Source organism: Lachnoclostridium phytofermentans (genome assembly GCF_000733755.1).
GTDB lineage: Bacteria > Bacillota > Clostridia > Lachnospirales > Lachnospiraceae > Lachnoclostridium > Lachnoclostridium phytofermentans_A.
Genome location: NZ_JPOF01000008.1, coordinates 132196 through 147266, shown reverse-complemented (window position 1 = coordinate 147266; position 15071 = coordinate 132196). Strand labels below are relative to the sequence as shown.

The 15071-nt window shown below is 33.2% G+C and carries 13 protein-coding genes; all 13 read right to left on the bottom strand.

Annotated features, from left to right (window positions below):
- Window positions 1-9: 9 nt before the first annotated feature.
- Window positions 10-1218, bottom strand: a complete 1209-nt coding sequence (locus CC92_RS0119260) for a DegT/DnrJ/EryC1/StrS family aminotransferase (RefSeq protein WP_029501883.1) — start codon at window positions 1216-1218, stop codon at window positions 10-12.
- On the bottom strand, window positions 1211-1666 hold the full coding sequence (locus tag CC92_RS0119255) for a type II 3-dehydroquinate dehydratase (protein WP_029501884.1): 456 nt from the start codon (window positions 1664-1666) through the stop codon (window positions 1211-1213). Before CC92_RS0119255 ends, CC92_RS0119260 begins: the two co-directional genes overlap by 8 nt.
- A gap of 9 nt (window positions 1667-1675) precedes the next feature.
- Entirely contained in the window at window positions 1676-2590 is a 915-nt protein-coding gene (locus tag CC92_RS0119250) for an ROK family protein (protein WP_029501885.1), read from the bottom strand.
- A 17-nt stretch (window positions 2591-2607) separates the two neighbouring features.
- A complete protein-coding gene (locus CC92_RS0119245; RefSeq protein WP_029501886.1) occupies window positions 2608-3660 on the bottom strand; it encodes a Gfo/Idh/MocA family protein in 1053 nt (350 codons plus the stop codon).
- A 1-nt stretch (window position 3661) separates the two neighbouring features.
- Window positions 3662-4363, bottom strand: coding sequence for a thioesterase II family protein (locus tag CC92_RS0119240; RefSeq protein ID WP_029501887.1), 702 nt, complete (start codon window positions 4361-4363; stop codon window positions 3662-3664).
- Complete coding sequence (locus CC92_RS0119235; RefSeq protein ID WP_029501888.1) at window positions 4356-6119, bottom strand: ABC transporter ATP-binding protein; 1764 nt, start codon at window positions 6117-6119, stop codon at window positions 4356-4358. Before CC92_RS0119235 ends, CC92_RS0119240 begins: the two co-directional genes overlap by 8 nt.
- 2 nt (window positions 6120-6121) lie before the next feature.
- A complete protein-coding gene (locus CC92_RS0119230; protein WP_029501889.1) occupies window positions 6122-7888 on the bottom strand; it encodes an ABC transporter ATP-binding protein in 1767 nt (588 codons plus the stop codon).
- Window positions 7889-7958: 70 nt separating this feature from the next.
- Entirely contained in the window at window positions 7959-9191 is a 1233-nt protein-coding gene (locus CC92_RS0119225; protein WP_029501890.1) for a DegT/DnrJ/EryC1/StrS family aminotransferase, read from the bottom strand.
- 185 nt (window positions 9192-9376) lie between these two features.
- On the bottom strand, window positions 9377-10930 hold the full coding sequence (locus CC92_RS0119220) for a B12-binding domain-containing radical SAM protein (protein ID WP_029501891.1): 1554 nt from the start codon (window positions 10928-10930) through the stop codon (window positions 9377-9379).
- A 20-nt stretch (window positions 10931-10950) separates the two neighbouring features.
- The gene (locus tag CC92_RS0119215) at window positions 10951-12672 is read right to left on the bottom strand and encodes a glycosyltransferase family 4 protein (RefSeq protein ID WP_029501892.1); all 1722 of its coding nucleotides are present in this window, start codon (window positions 12670-12672) and stop codon (window positions 10951-10953) included.
- A gap of 112 nt (window positions 12673-12784) precedes the next feature.
- On the bottom strand, window positions 12785-13846 hold the full coding sequence (locus CC92_RS0119210) for a Gfo/Idh/MocA family protein (protein ID WP_029501893.1): 1062 nt from the start codon (window positions 13844-13846) through the stop codon (window positions 12785-12787).
- Between the two features lie 44 nt (window positions 13847-13890).
- Window positions 13891-14808 carry a radical SAM protein gene (locus CC92_RS0119205; RefSeq protein WP_029501894.1) on the bottom strand — a complete coding sequence of 306 codons (918 nt, stop codon included), beginning with the start codon at window positions 14806-14808 and terminating at the stop codon, window positions 13891-13893.
- Between the two features lie 16 nt (window positions 14809-14824).
- Window positions 14825-15064: an acyl carrier protein gene (locus CC92_RS0119200; protein WP_029501895.1), complete on the bottom strand. Its 240-nt coding sequence runs from the start codon at window positions 15062-15064 to the stop codon at window positions 14825-14827.
- Window positions 15065-15071: the final 7 nt, after the last annotated feature.

The window sequence follows — 15071 nt, the reverse complement described above, 5'->3', positions numbered from 1 at the left end:
TCACCTCCATTATTTATTATTAACTGCATCCTGAATCTTCTTAATTGCTTGAGCAATCTCTGTCATATCCTGGTTATCACCAAGTAAAGTGTAATGTGGTAGCCATACAACATTTTCTGCAATTATCTTAGAATTAGATAAGTCATTCAATGCAGATTGCTCAAACTTGCCAAGATGCCCATTAAAATCATTGTTTTTAAAGAAGGTAGTCTCCGACAAAACAGGAAATGAAATAAAAGCTGGTATTCCTTCTGCAATCAAATAATCTACGAAGTCTTTTCTTGAAAGACCATTAAAATAGTTTGAATCATAGTAAAACATATACATATAATGTGTAATAAGAGTTGCATAATCCTTGCGACCTTGTGGTGTAATACCTTCTATATCTTGTAAAAGAGAATCTAATAAAAGCGCATTCTCATGCCTCTTTTTATTCATATCCTCCAGTCGTTCCTGTTGAGCAATTAGGATAGCAGCAGAAAATTCATTCATTCTATAATTGGATCCCAAAACCTTATGTTCGTATATACGATCACCATCAGGACGACCTACTCCATGTATTAAATATGCTCTTTGATATAGCTCCTCATTATCTGTAATCAAGGCTCCGCCTTCTCCACAAGTCATAATTTTACCGTTCTGGAAGCTGAAAATTGCCATATCTCCATAAGATCCTAGCATTTTGTTACTGCATTGACCTCCATGAGCGTGAGCTGCATCTTCAATCACTTTAATGCCATGCTTTTTGGCAATCGCACAAATCTTCTCCATATCGCATGCATGACCAGCCATATGTACAGGAATTACCGCTTTGGTATTTGGAGTAATCGCTTTCTCAAAAGCTTCAGGAAGCATACAAAATGTTTCAGGATCAATATCAACTAATACAGGTGTTGCATTTGCGTATATTACAGATGAACCTGTAGAGATAAATGTAACAGCCGGAACAATAACTTCATCACCAGGGCCAATACCCAATGTGGCTAAAGCAAGTTCAATTGCGTGTGTACCATTGGTGACACCAATACAATATTTTACATCGTGTAGGGCCGCAAAACTCTTCTCAAAGGTTTTAACTTTGTCTCCGGCCATGCGCCACCAATTTCCTTCAGAAAATACCTCTCCCACCAATTCAAGTTCTCTTTCATTTGAATATGGCCATTTGGGGAAAGCCTTTGTCTTAGTTTTCTCTCCGTTACTAATTGCTAATTTAGTCATTTTTATTTCCCTCCAAATAATTATTTATTGCTTGTAAGCCTAATTCATAAACATATCCCTTAAGCCCCATAATAAAGCCAACTGCAGTTTCAGTAAAAATTGATTCAGAATGCCAACCGCCTCTTGAAACAATATTCGATAAATGAACCTCAACATATGGTGAATTTAGCGCATTTAGTGCATCTAGAATCGAATAACCTGTTTTAGTAAATGCTGCCGGATTAATGACCACTCCGGATAAATTGTCCATATGTTCTTGAATAAAACCAACGATATCGCCCTCGTAATTTGATTGATAAAACAGCAATTCAGTATCGATTTTCTTGCCAATGGCTTTGACCTTTTGTTCAATTGAATTCCAGTCTTCTGTGCCATAAACATTTACTTCTCTTTTACCTAAAATATTTATATTAGGACCATTAATGATTGCTATCATTTTCTTAGACATAGAAATTTATTATCCTTTCTTTATGTGAACATGGTCTTTAAGGAGCTGTAATGCTCCACATACTCCGCTAAACTCGCCAAGTTGAGCCTTCTCAATTGAGATTTGTCGTTCAAAACATCGCAAGCGTTCATTCGCTCTGTCCTCTATTTTGACTATAAACTCGCTTCCCATATTGCTCACACCACCGCCGATTAGAAAAGTCGAGATATCCAAACACATTGCAAGGTTATATACAACTTCTGAAATACAATTTATCATGTCAGTTAAGCACATAACGGCGTTGGATTCTCCTTGTTTATAACGAGAATAAACTTGCTCTAATGATGTCAGCTTGGTTTTGGCAATTGAATTATAGGATTTTAGTACAGCAGGACCTGATGCTATAGATTGAAAGCACGCTTTATTACCACAGCTACAAACAGCATTCCTATCTGTATTCCCCGTATAAACGTGACCCAATTCTCCAGCAAATCCGTTTTCCCCTAGGAAGATTGAACCATTTAAAACCAAGCCACAACCAATGCCTGTCCCAATGGTTATGTAAGCCATATTCTTAACTATTTCTTTGATAAAACTATACTCGCCTATAGCACCACAATTTGCATCGTCTTCAATGACAATAGGCACTTTGTATCTACTACTCAAATGCTGCACCAATTCGTATTGATTCCAAGATGGGTTGTTTGACCAAGTCTTCACCTTCTTACTACTACGGTCCATTACTGCTGCCAGAGAAATCCCCAAACCTTCCACCTCTTCAGGAATATTATCAACAATTCTGCAAATGTTTGCTTCAACCTCCAAATAAGGATCACCTAATCTTATAAAAGGCTTCTTTTGATATTCTAAAGTATTAGAATTCCAATCGTTTGCCACAGTAAATCTTACATTCGAGCCTCCTATATCCATTGCTACGTAACTCATGCAACCTCCTGTTCCTATCAAACTGATTGATAAAGCCTTTCTATGACATCAACAACATAGATCCCATCAGTAGATATTAAATTCTCCATAGGTTGTCCCTGAATTGAGTCAATAAAATATTGAATCAAATTACGAAATGCATCTATTGCAAATGTATTATTCATGGGGAAGTTAACTGTTTCGTTCTTACCGCTCGCCAATTTCTGGTTGATCACTATATTCTGTCGTGTAAAATTGTTACTAAACCCAAACAATGTGTCCATGCTGGCCACGCCATTTGTTCCTACTACTTTGATTGCTGTAACATCCTGGCTAACATCAGATGCCCAACTTACATCCAATTTCAATATCGAATTGTTGCCAAATACAATCTCGCCTTTAGCCCAAGTCTCGACATCAAAGGGTATCTTCTGCTTCTCATTGTTAATATTCCATTGAGCCCCTTCGTGTTCAGCTTCTTCACTTGTTCCTTTAATCAAATGTGCCTGTTTTATGTCCTTGTTAGATATAAACATTAAACCAATATCAATTACATGAGTCCCAATGTCTTCCAATACGCCACCTCCGGCTATTGCTTTGTTGGTAATCCATGTACCCGGTCTGGGTATTCCAGATTTACGTATCCAGCTAACTTCAACTTCTTGAATCTCACCAAGGCAAGACGCTAACTCTTTGAATTTTAATATGTCTGTTCTAAATCGATTAACAAATGCAGGAAGAAAAATTCTCTGGTTGGCCTTTGCTATAGAAAGTGAACTCTCTACGTCAGAACGTGTAAATGCCACGGGCTTTTCACATAATACATGCTTACCGGATTCCAGCGCCAAATTTGTATAATATGTATGCGTGTTGTTCGGTGTTGCAATAATTACAGCATCGATATCTGTAGCCATGAAGCGGTCTATATTATCACATAGATCGGATACGTGGTATTGTTCCAATTCATTACTTGCTTCATGAATATTAATGTCATAAATACTGCATATCTCCACATCCCTCATTGTTGCAAGTACCGGTAGATATGCTTTTTTTACAATCCATCCACAGCCTATTATTCCTATCTTCACCATATTAAACTTCTCCCATAATCAGAATTCTTTTAATACAATCGATTACCTCTTCCGTGTGCTCATTAATGAAAAAATGGCCTCCTTTAAATAAATGATAATCGAAACTTCCTTTCGTAAGTCCACGCCAACTGATTACCTTTTCCAAAGGAGTCTTAATATCTTTCTCTCCATATAAGATAGAGATATCCGTGTTTAACGGCATTCTATCAAGAGGATAACGATAGCTCCTAAGTAAACGGTAATCTGCTTGGAGAATTGGCATAAAAACATCATATAAATATGGATTACTCCATATCTCTTCAGGCATCCCGCCTAATTCTTGGACAATCTCTTTAATATCCTTATCCAAATCGTCTTGTGGCAATTGTGGTGCAGGGTAACCGGATATGATTAGATGCTTCGGTTGTTTCACTTTGCTGCTCTCTAATCGATTACATAATTCATATGCCAAGAGAGCTCCCATACTATGTCCAAATAATACATACTCTGAATTACCAATTACATTCATTGTCTTCTCATAAAGATCATCAATAGCATTGTTCATATTCTCATAATAATCCTCATCACATCGCATGCCCCTACCAGCAAGATCTAACGGATATACCGTTACACTGTGATCAAAATATGTACTCCACTTGTTGTAGTTGTATGCCGAACTTCCCGCGTAAGGAATACATAATAACTTTATTGATGAATTATTCATAACAAATACTTGCTCCATCCTTATTTATTGATTGTAAATCAAATAATTTTTTATATATGCTGTTATTTCTATGTAAGCTATTGTGATCTCCCTGTTCAACGATCTGACCATCATTTAATACGAATATCCAGTCCGAATTTTGAATTGAATTTAAACGATGTGTAACAACAATAACCGTACGCTTACCCAGTATTTGATCCAATGATTGCATAATATCTAACTCATTCTCAGCATCAAGTGATGAAGTAGCTTCATCAAATAATATAATTGGTGCATCTTTTAATAATGCTCTGGCTATAGTAATTCTTTGTTTTTGACCACCGGACAAGAATATACCATTTTCTCCGACGATTGTTTCATATCCATCCTCAAGACTCATAATGAAGTCGTGTATATTAGCCATCTTTGCAGCATGAATAATCTCATCCTTTGTTGCATTTGGTTTTCCAAAACCTATATTCTCTAAAATAGACGCGTTAAACAACACAGGTTGCTGTGAAACGTATGCTATTTTATCTCTTATCTCGGAAAGGGTAAAATCTCCAAACGCTTTATTATAAAAGGATATCTTTCCTTCTGGTTGGTAAAAGCCCAATAAAAGTTTTATAAAAGTTGATTTTCCGCTTCCGTTATGTCCAATCACTGTTAATTTCATATTTTCTTTGATATTCATATTTAGATTGTCCAAAACTTTTTCATTGGAATTATACGAAAAACTAACCCCTTCAAACGATATGATATCACCCTTTTCACTTATATCTGATTTACGCAAATCATATCTTGGTTGCTCGACAGGAGTATCCAGTAGTTCAAATACTCTATTTACACTAGCCAAATTCCCCTGCATGTTAGCAAAAAAGCCACCTAATGAAACAAACATATTTGTTAAGCCACCTTGTAAGGAGACAACACCAGCCACGGAACCAATATCTAATTGATTGTTCATAACCATGATTAATCCAAGTACAAGAACAAACATGGAAGATGCATTGCTAACAAGGCTAGATAAATTGTTTTTTAGTATTTCCTTTTTGATTACCTGAATTGCCGTTTTAAATAGCTTTCTATTTGCAAAATTAAATTGATTTACTAGAATGTTTTCTTTACAAAACATTTTGGCAGTATGTCCACAGTTATATGTTGTAACAAAGTACTGCACTAATTCAGAATTCTGCTCCTGTTTTTGTGTTCCCAGACTTCTCATAACCTTTGTAAACGATTTATTAACAATAAAAGTAATTATTGAAAAGAATAGTGAACATAACGCTAGTTTATAACTAAATATCATCATTGAGATAAAAGCACCCACACCGAAAAAAATCGATTGCACAATATCTCTAAAGCTACCTCTATAAATAGGTTCAAATGAATCAATATTTGATGTAAGTCTTAAAAGAATATCCCCACTGTGATTTTTCTCAAAGTATGAAATAGGTAAATCCACTGTATGTTTAAACGCTTTATTTTTAATATCATAAATGGTCTTATTAACTAATTTTCCATTATAATAATTTGCAAACGGTTCTATTGCACACTGAATTATTATCGCTGCTATAAATAGAATACAAATATTAATAAATAAGGAAGGCTTATTAAATTCAATTGCATTAATGGAGCCCTTATATGCAAAGGAAAAAATGATATTTATGCAAGGATATGCTAAGCCTGTTATTAAAATAGAAATAAAATATTGCAATTTCTTTTTTCCAAGAAATGAATAGACACGACCCAATTCCTTAAAATACTCACCTATCATAATTAACTCACCTCTTCCTTATCGTGTGTAATATCATATAAATAAATATTTTTATAATATTCATTCTTTTCTAAGAGTTCAGTATGATTTCCCTCGTCAATAATACAGCCCTCTTTGATCAATAGAATCTTATCAGACTGAATAATTGATGAGAGTCTGTGAGATATGATGATTACTCCTTTATTATGTACAAGTCGTTTTATTGACTCATTAATAGTATTCTCTGATTGAGCATCTAACGAAGAGGTTGGCTCATCCAATAAAACAATTGGTGCATCCTTTAGAAAGGCTCGAGCAATCGATATCATCTGTCTTTCTCCGCCTGATAGATTTACTCCATTTTCATCAAGCATTGTGCTATATCCTTCAGGTAATTTCATGATAAATTGATGCGCACCAGCAAGCTTTGCTGCTTCGATTATACGTTCCTGTGATATATTCTCATCCGCACTGCCTATTGCTATGTTTTCACTTATGCTAAGAGGAAAGATGGTTACATCCTGTGACACTAAAGCCATTTTATTTCTAATGCTTTTTAGTGATAACATATTATATGGTTGTCCATACAATCGAAAAGATCCCGAATTAACCTCAAAATCACCTGTAATCAATTTGATTATGCTGCTTTTTCCACATCCGCTTTTTCCAACTAAGGCAACCTGTTCACCTTGTCTTAACTTAAAGCTAATATTATTTAAAACATTCTTATTTTCTATATAACCAAAGGACACATTCTCTGCCTCTAGTAAAGTTGTATTATTCTCGAATTGAGCAACATTCTCCCCATTTGTACGTTCATCAGAAAGGGCTAAAACTGAATCTACTCGTTTTATTGATGTACCTGCGGATGTTAACATAACAATTATTTGAGGTATTGAAATAATTGGTGAAATTACATAATCTAAAAGCATTACGAATCCTATTAATTCTTCCAATCTTAATTGCCCATTTATGGCCAACCAGCCTCCAAAGCAAATACAGGTAAACTTAGGAAATTGTCTTAGCATTATTGTTAGCATTAAAATTGGCGAAAATATTTTATGTATATTAATCCAGCTATCAAGACTTCCCTTATAAAATTCACTAATCTTATTGCACATCAGATTTTGCATATTATAGGATTTAACCAAGTACATGTTTTGGGTTGTCTCAGTTGCTACGATATTTGATTTTCCACGACTTTCTGAATCTACTTGAAAATAATCACCCATTTTATTTTGGAGAATATTTAAAATATACATGGCAATCGGTAAAAAAATCATACTAACTACAAGTAACTTCCAGTTAATAAAGCTTAAGTAAATTGCTGCTATAAGTGCCATAACAACCTGAAATATAGTGTTGTTCAGACCACCTGGAACAAAATCAGTTATTACATTTAAATCATAATTGAATATAGAGATAACATCGCCAGAATTAAGCTTATCTTTGCTGGATTTAGGCAAAGATACTATTTTCTTGTTAAATTTCTCTTTCATACTAAAGGCTACTTTTGCACTTAATCTTCCACCGATATAACTTTGAATGGATTGAAATAATATCTGTACTAGGGTAAAAGATATAAGGAAAATTATACTCTTAATAAATTTGTCTTTTTCTTTAGTTACATTTTGTATTGCCATTTGAGTCTGATAAACAATAACCAAATTTAGTGCCGTTAAAGCAAATCCCAGTAATAAGTTTAATAAAAATTCAATTTTGAACGCTTTGATCTTCTTTAGAGACCATAATAATATATAACTGATTTTCGTTTTATTTTTCTCTGCCATAAATATCTCCTATTAACAGCTTTTTCTTAACCCAGATTTACATAACAGTATATTATTTTCATAATATTCTTTATTGCCTAATGATTTCGATGATGCTTTTTAGCTTAGCATTATCCGAACGATTATTGAATCCATACTGCAATAAGTATTCTTTTTTCTTCATAAGATCATCATTTACATTCCTATTGATGATTACAGATGAAATAAGCTCTGCTAATATATCAATTCCTTCCGGAGTAATCTGCTGTTTTGTTATTTCCTGAACTCCTACACGAATACCCCATTGCATATCCATAGAAGGTATTAATGTACCATTGACTGCAATGTTAAGCTTGTTTAAAAGTTCAATAACCTCGTCAATATCATCTTTTTCACCACAGTCAATCCACAATTGATGACTTGTGGTGAATTGAAGCTGCGGCATTTGGACCTTAACTCCTCTTTGATATAGTTTTTCTGCCAGTGCCTTGGCATTATTAACTATTTCGGAGGCATATTGTTGAAAATAAGAAGCTCCACGTTCAAGTACCAAACCCAAACATGCAACATCGGCAATGTGATGATGGGAAATATAATGCCTGCTTTCCTGTAAAAACAACCAATTGAGGAGGCGTTTATTTGTTGCAAAAACAGCCTTATGTGGTCCTGGCATTGTCTTATGAGTGTTGGCAATGATAATATCTGCTCCCTCTTCTAAGGGTTTTTGAAATTCATTTCCAATAATTAAACCTAGAACATGGGATGCATCATAAACGATTAATACTTTATCGGAACATATTTCCTTAATCTTACGTAATGGCTGAGGGAAAAGCACCATGCACATATCAAGATAAATCATTTTTACATTGTACTTATCTATAGATTCTTTCAGCTTTTCAACGTCAATTTGCCAGGTATCACGGTTGAATGGGAGGTAAACGGGATTTAAGTTAAGTCGAGTCAATATTTGACTTGTTTCACCGTGTCCTCCATCTCTTGGATCCAAAATCATAACTGAATCCCCTAATTTATTAAAGGCTGACATTACAGTAATCATTCCATTGAGACCGGATATCGGCTTTAAATTCACATATTTGCAACCAAGTAGCTCTTTCATCATATCTTCTGTTTCTCTTTCAATATCATCCAAACAGTAAGTTAAAGCTTTCCAAGGAGCATCCTTATCAAAAGAATATCTCGCAAATAAATCCGTTATGAATGGTAACCGTTCCTCTAAATCAGGAAGATTTTCGTTCGCAACGAGACGAATTGTATCCTGAGCGTGGGACTCATATCTCATTATTAAATCAAAAATGTTTTCCATTCCATTTATCCTCCCGTTTCTATGCATCTCCCGGATATACCATTAACAATATCTTTGAAAATGTATATCAATATGTAAATCAAGAAATCAAATACGTTCCGTTAAATATGTTTCCAATTCACATCTATTTATGGCTTTCTTTAATACGTATTTATATTGTTTTTTAGTAAGCGATATTAGAATATTTAAACCATATTATCGCGAGGTGCAGTATTCATGTAGTGTATATATTTTTTTCGTACTCGATATAATAACATTTGACATTTACTATATTCTAAATTCATTGCATTCTCGAAAGCCTTAAAGTTTTCATCACATTTTTGAATGTCTTTAGTTACATACAAATCTGTAAAATATTCTTGTAATAGGGATAATAAGTTGTTGAAGACATCTTGAATTTCCTCATTTAAGTCATCCATTGCAACCATATCCTTTATCATAAAATACAACTCACAAAGTTCATTAAAGAATAGTTCATTCTTAAATAAATCAGATTTATAAAACTTCTCTTTAATAAACTCAGAAACTTCATTAACATCAGAATGTAAGAACTTGTATATATCATCTTTAATAATTAAGTTATCCTCTTTGATTCTTTTATAAATAGCAGTATTTAGGATAATCTTAAGATCACTTACATATTTACTGAGGTAGCAGCTCCTTTGGCTTAAGAGAAAATTAAAATTCTCAACGATATTATCCATTGTAGAATATGGATTAAACATGATAAATCCAAAATCTGATGCATAGATATTAGCATCATTCATCAAGGATAATACTTTGTAATTATCCTCCATAACAGCTCTCTTATTAAAGACCTTTAAATCAAATTCATTGCCTGCTTCTATCCCAATGAAAACATAACTAAATCCGCTTTTTTTCATAAGTAATAGTAGTTCTTTATCAGAATCATCAAAATTCTCAGCTCTTAAATAACATCGCAAAGAGAACTTAACTGGATATTCTAATAACAATTTACATAATGCCTCAATTCTTTCTTTCCCTCTTTTGCCGGGTATTTCAAAGCTTCCACTGGTAAAATAGAATATTCGAATACCTGTAGTGTTATAGATGTGAATTAATTCCTGCATTAAATCATCTGCTGTTCTGCAAGTAAGTTTCATCTTTGCATGTCGTAGTCCACAAAAGGAACAATTTCCGTTGCACCCATGCATGTCACATACATAAGCAAATAAGGATGAAGTTGTTTTTAAATTGCTTCTATCCGGCCATGGTAAAGTATTAATATCAAGACTGCATACTTCTCTATCTGTGTAATTTTTTTTGGTTGCGATATATACATTGTTTTCTGCAATATTACATACCTCTCCTCCATTTTCTAGATAGTTAATTGCGTATAAGAATGTAGTTTCACCATCACCGAGAATAATAAAATCAACTAATGCCATCTCATTTATTAGATTTTCATAACATAAGGATGCATATTTACTGCCTAAACAGATAATTGCATTTGGTTTTTTTTCTTTTATTATCTCTATAAGCTTGATAATTTCTTTTCTGTTTGAATGATAAATTGAGAAGCCAAAAATATCACATGAAAAATCAATTTTATTTGCCACTTCAGTAAATTCATTCATAGTATAATTTAATACTAGATTGATGTAAGAAGTCCTTACATTTACATTATTGTTATTTAAAAATGCTTTAATTCTTTCTATACCTAAGCTCTCTAAAATATTATGACCTAATGCATCAACCGAAAATAATTGAACTTTCATTAATCATCTCATCCTTTTTTTTATATTTTTATCTCTTTATATATTTCCACAAAAGCATCCGATTTTAGTTCTATAAATCCTTGTTTAAATAACCACATTACACTTCTTTTTATTACCGACTGATTCACAGTGCTTTCATACAAGGCAATAGCATCACACATCGTAAAGCTTTCACGAAGAGAAAAGTCAGCTAGTATTTTTATTGCTATCTTTGTTTCATTCAACAACTTTTCTTCTGGATAATGCCACGGTATTATTTTTTCATCTAATATCAACTCGTAGCCTAATTTTGTAATATGAAACGTTGTGAACTCATCCAAAATATGCGTTGCATAGTGCGAAAACATATCAAAAAAATTAGGATTATATAGATCAAGCTGAGATTCTCTATTGTATGTAATCCTATTTTTGATCGAGACTAATTCATCCCAAATCGTCTCATAAGACCTGATTGTTTTTTTCAGTGTATAATTATTATGAAATACTTCCAGCGAATTCTTTGACATAGAATTACGCATTATTTCATTATCTAATAACTGTTGAAAATAGTTCTCGTAAGCAATCAAGTCAATTGCTACTGATTGAGCTAATAAATGATGACTGTAGAAGCGATCCGAATTAAATTCTTCTGTTAATGCATCTGGATACGCACTAATATCCTCATCACAACGGCACCAGTAGGTAGGTACCTTATATCCGGTTGTGCCGTGAATTATGGTTTCTTTATATCCATTCCAATCGGATACTACCTGCGGTATACCACAAGCCATGGCTTCAAGTGGTGTCAAGCCGAAGGTCTCTTGAATACTATCTGTTGGAGAGGTGAAAACATCGGAAGCTGAATATAAAACATTGCGATTATTAAAATCAAAGGATTCAAAAAGGGTTATGTTCTTATCCATACCCAATATTGATATGTATTGTTTAATCTGCTTATAGTCATTGAAACCATTGTAATCAGCTCCAGCGATGATTAGCCTAATATTTTTATCTGGATTATTAACACATAAATTTTTGACCACCCTAATCAAAGGTAATATATCACCCTTAAAGAATGCTGAAACTCTTCCCAAATAAAGTATTATAAATTCATTTTGTGGTAGGTTTAACAACTCTCTCGCTTGCTTTTTGTCAATTGGCTTAAATTCTTCGTCATCAATGCCAAGTGGTACAACATCCATTCTGAAAGTAGGCTTGATTTCTAAGCCATAAAGCGCTTTAAAATTATAACAAAGCTCATTTATTTGCTTTTCAAGGACCTTTTTAACCGCTTCCGAACTGCAAAAAAAGGTATCAAACGGTTTTAATCCCATTAAAACGGAAGGCATTAGAAAATTTGAAATAGCATCAACCTGGCTAGCGCAATGGATAATAATTGAAATCGGGGAATATTGCTTTGAATAATACTCTCTCAAATAAATCGCTTGCTTAAAATTTTCCACACAATCGCATATGATATCAGCATCAAATTTCACATTTTTTTGTAGCAAATCAATTCGGTTAACTAATGTTAACTTTTTTTCACTCATATGAGTTCGATTAATTTTTTTATACAAACGATTGATCATTTGATACTGATAATAATCTTCTACATAACAAAAGCATAATTCTTCTGCTGTTGTATGTTTTAAAAAATTAACCAAGATTTCTTTTGAAGCAATATTTCTACCAAATATAGTCTCACCTAAACTGCTACCACGTAGATAGTACCCGGAAAATGCAACACTTTTAACATTTTTCATTTTGCAAACTCCTTTTTTATAAAGCAATTATTTTATTATATCAGTATTAGAATCTTAGTTTTCAGAATTATACTTTTAATATTCTGTCATAGTAGAAGCTTCTAATGCTTTGTTATATACACGTATGAATTGCTTCGTTTTTTTCTGCAGATTCAAAAGCTGCTTCCATAACCTTTATAACTCGTAAACATTGCTGTGGGGTAATGATTAAAGGAGCTTTTTGGTCAATTGCATCTACCATTTGATCATAAACTGTACAAAGTTCACGGAAATCGAAACCATTATTTGCTTCATTTAATATGATAGTTTCTACGGATTCTGGACTTCTAGGTGACATTGTTTTAGTTGGTCCAGCTTTTGATTGAGTTATTTCTTTATCCCATTTGTCTTCCCTATTCAAGCAACGTATGATTTTTCCATCACAACTCCAGTCATCGATTTGTAATGTTCCCTCATTCCCTAATACATACCAACGAGGATGAGTTATGAAATTATTGGTTGATACTTCAATATGAGCAGTTAATCCACTTTCAAAAGTCATGGTTAATCTAAAGTTATCATCTACATCTTTGTAGTTAATACTGTACATTTTACAGAAAACGTTTGTAACTTTTTCCTGTCTCATATACATGATCTGATCAATGAGATGAACTCCCCAGTCTAGCATCATACCGCCACCCATGGACTTTATTGATCTCCAGCCATCTGGTATTCCTTTGGAACCCTCTACTCTTGATTCAATTGCATATACATCACCTATGGTTCCATTTTCCACATACTTTTTCATAAGAAGAAAATCTTTATTTACTCTTCGATTCTGGTTAACAGTAAAGATTTTTTTCTCATTTTCTGCACTCTTAATGATTTCTTCCAGATCTGCAGAATTCATCGTAGCTGGCTTTTCACAGAGTACATGTTTACCTGCTTTTAAAGCCTCTATTGAAAGTTCCTTATGTATTTCATTGGATGTTGCCACTAAAATAATATCAATCTGTGGGTCGCTTAAAAGTTCTTCCTTTGATTTATAAGCTTTTAATCCACGACATTCAGCATATCTTTGCCTTACACGATTAATGTCATACGCACCTACCGGTTTTATTTTATCGTACTGTAGTAAATGCGAAAGGTGATAGCCGGCCATCTCTCCAAATCCCCAAAAAGCTAAATTATACATTGATCTACTCCTTATATTTAAGTAAATATGTTTTTTGAACTCGTTTATTTATAGATAGCACAATTGTAACAATTTAATGTTTCTGGTAGCTTATGTTCCTTATTTAACAGTTTTCTCTTAGACTCCATAATTTCTTCATAAGTATTATTATGGATGTTGCCATAAACAAATCCTGTATCATCTTTATCAAAAGGACAACGCATACAACTACCGTGTAAATTAATAGATATTCTATGATCCAGCCAGATACAGTTACTAAAATTATCATATTTCGGCTGTGCTCCGAAATTTATGTTATATTGATTTAGAAGCTTATCGTTCTCATAAAAAATAAGTTTTTCTTCCGCAGGTGTAAATGCTTGATTATTTAAATCATCGCCATAATTTTTTGTATAATGAGATACCTTGATTAAACAGTTATACATTACCCCTGCATCTAAACCTAATTCTTGATATAGCTTTAGTATCTTTTCAAACATATCTTTCGTTTTTCGAATTACGGTAATAGCAAAACCAATTTTGAGTTTACCTAAATTGTTTTCATTTCTAAGTTGCACAAACCTTTGTAAATTCGAAACTAATTTATTATAGTCACCACCTCTTCGTATGGACTTATACAGCTCACTATCAGGAGCTTCAATTGATATATAAACAACATCAATCTTAGATTCTAATAGTTTCATAATATTCTCATCGGTTAGTAGACTTCCGTTTGTAATCGTGATTACATTCAAACCTGCATTTTTAGCATATGTAGCCATATCAAAGAAGCTTGGATTAAGTAATGGTTCCCCTTCTCCTTGAAGTACGATATCTTTAAGGTGAGGAAACATATCAATTGCTTTTTTTACCGTCTCAAAATCCATATCTCTTTGTTCCATATGTCTACCCGAACAGAAAACACAATTAAAATTACATCTTGTTGTTACCTCAATCTGCATATATGTTATATCATTCATCATTTTAGGCTCCTATTTGCTATACAATACTTCCTATAGTTTCTATCATTTTGCCAACTGTTTCATACTGACTAATATCTAAATATTGGTTTTCTACCTCTATTTGAAATTCCTCTTCAATCGCTACGACAAACTTAATAAAATTCAATGAATTAATATCACTTTCGCTAAGCGATTTGTTCCAACACTCCATCACATCATCATTTTCAAGTGTTTTACCAAATATCTCCTTAATCTTCTCTATGTTCTCCTGTTTCATTTCAATT